At 77.4% G+C, this 2,370-nt stretch carries 1 protein-coding gene and 2 pseudogenes; 1 reads left to right on the top strand and 2 read right to left on the bottom strand.

Going from position 1 to position 2,370, the window contains the following annotated elements; all coding sequences use genetic code 11:
* Window positions 1-193 precede the first annotated feature (193 nt).
* Window positions 194-1,567, top strand: a complete 1,374-nt coding sequence (locus tag ACTUAL_RS30020) for a hypothetical protein (protein WP_096495096.1) — start codon at window positions 194-196, stop codon at window positions 1,565-1,567.
* Between the two features lie 179 nt (window positions 1,568-1,746).
* On the opposite strand, the pseudogene ACTUAL_RS30015 reads toward ACTUAL_RS30020, so the two are convergent.
* A pseudogene (locus ACTUAL_RS30015) lies at window positions 1,747-2,082 on the bottom strand (helix-turn-helix domain-containing protein); the annotation flags it as partial.
* A 15-nt stretch (window positions 2,083-2,097) separates the two neighbouring features.
* Window positions 2,098-2,370: pseudogene (locus ACTUAL_RS30010) on the bottom strand (hypothetical protein); the annotation flags it as partial.

The following is a 2,370-nucleotide window of genomic DNA, read 5'->3' as shown; positions in this document are numbered from 1 at the left end:
GTGTACCAGCAGGACCGCCCCGGACGGGGCCGAATGACGCAGTCGTCAGCGAACCGCAAGACGGCGGTCCCGCTGGGCCGCCCGGAGCAGTGCACGGGGCTTGGCGGAGGGGTGGCGCATGGGCCGTCCCGCTGGTGGGGGTCCCGTCCGCTGTGCACGCTGGCGTGGACGGCACGGCGCGGGGAGGGACGTGATGGCCCGGCGAAACGAGGCGCTGTTGCGCTGGTTCCGCCAGACCGGGTGGACGCAGCGCGAACTGGCGCGCGCGGTGACCCGGCTCGGCCAGGCGCGGGGCTGCAACGTGGCCCCGGACAGCTCGCGGGTGCGGCGGTGGTTGGAGGGCGAGCGGCCGAGGCAGCCGGTGCCCGAACTGCTCGCCGCGCTGTTCAGCGAGCGGCTGGGCAGGCCCGTCGGCCCGGAGGACCTCGGTCTCGGGTCGGGCGCGCCGCCCGGCTCCGAGCTGGGGTGGGACCAGCGGGGGCTGGTCACCGCGCTGCAGGACTTCACCAGGAGCGATCTGATGATCAAACGCAGGGACGTCCTCGGCGCCACCGCGGCGCTGGCCACGGGCACGGTGCTGGAGGACCGGTTGCGCGGGTGGCTCGACCCGGTGCGGGCGCACGCCTCGCCCGCCGCGTCCGCGGGGCGGATCGGGACGGCGGAGATCGCCGAGATCGAGGCGGCGACCCGGACGTTCTGGACGTGGGACGCGAAGGTCGGCGGCGGGCTGTACCGGGAGGCCGTCGTGGGGCAGCTCAAGGCCATGACGGACCTGCTGGAGCACGCCTACCCGGAGCAGATCGGCAGGCGGCTGTTCCGGTCCACGGCGGACCTGGCGCGGCTGGCCGGGTGGATGTCGCACGACGTGGGCCTGCAGGGCACGGCGCAGCGGTACTTCACGTTCGCGCTGCACTGCGCGAAGCGGGCCGGTGACCAGCGGCTCGGGGTCGAGGTGCTGTCGCGGATGGCCAGGCAGATGGTGCACGTGGGCAAGCCGCGCGAGGCGCTGTCGCTGGTGGCGCTGGCCCGGCGCGGGGCGGGCGGGCGGATCGCCGAGGCGGAGCAGGCGATGCTGGGCACCTGCGAGGCGTGGGCGTGGGCCGCGCTCGGCGACGCGGGCCGGGTGGACCGGGCGGTCGGGGAGGCGCAGGAGCGCTTCTCGCGGGCCGTGGCCGGGGACGCGCCGTCGTGGCTGGGGTACTTCGACCAGGCCGGGCTGTCCGGGATGGCCGGGTTGTCCTACCGCACGCTCGCCGAGGGCGACCCCGGCCTGGCCGGGCGGGCGGAGCCGCACATCGACGCCGCGCTGCGGCTGCGCAACCGGGACACCTACGCGCGGTCGAACCTGTTCGACCTGATCTCGCTGCTGGGCGTGCGGATCGTGCAGGGCGAGCACGCGGAGGCGGAGCGGATGGTGCGGCGGGTGCTGCCGGTCACCGGCCGGATCAGCTCGACGCGGACGGTGGACCGGATCAGGCCGCTGGCGCGGCGGGCCCGCGCGGACGCGGCGCGCTCGGCGGACGCGGCCCGGCTCGCCGAGTCGCTGGACGGGCTGCTGGCGGTGTGAGCCCCGGCGGGCGGCGCCCGGGCCCGCGCCGCCCCCCGGGGTCCCCGGCGGGCCCCCCGGCTCGCCCCGGTGCGGGCGGGCCTGCTCGCGGCGATCCGGTCCCTGGCGGCCAGCCACACCTCCCTGCCGCGCTCGGCGACGCCGCACGCGTCGGTGAACCGCTCCACGAACTCCCTGCTGGGCAGGCGGTTCCCGGCCAGCACCTCGGAGATCGTGGTCTTGGAGAACGGCACGCCGTCGCGGGGCGGTCCGGCGCGCCCGGCGAGCTTGCGCAGCGACACCTCCCCGGCCTCGGCGCGCAGGCGCCGCAGGTGCGCGGCGAACTCCCGGACGGTGGACGCGGCGCTCGGGTCGGTGCGACCGGCGTTCTCCCGCTGTGGCACGGCGCTCTCCGGGGAGATGTGGGCGAAGTCCTGCGGAACGCCAGCAGCATAGGGTCGGGCGCGGGCTCCACGGCCGCAGTGCTGCGGCCCCGGACCCCGGGGCCCGGTTGCGCCCGGAACGGGAAAAACCATTGCGGCGCACGGGTTTCACCAGTGGTCGGGGTCCCGGCTCCCGGCGGCGGCGAGGCGCGACAGCCGCCGCTCGACGCGGTCGGCGACCGCGAGGAGCCGGGGCGCGCGCACCGGGTGCGCGAGGGCGTTGGGCGAGCCGGGGCCGTGCCGCCGGAGCACCTCGGCCAGCCGGTCGGGCACGCTCACGCGACGGCCGGGGGGCCCGGTGGTCTGGGCGGCGGGGGTGAGCGCGTCGGCGACCGGGCCGTCCTCGCGCGTGTATCGGGCCAGCACGTCCTCCAGCCCGAG

Source organism: Actinosynnema sp. (genome assembly GCF_052038725.1).
Note: the sequence above shows the minus strand (reverse complement) of the source record. Positions and strands in the feature narration are given on the sequence as shown.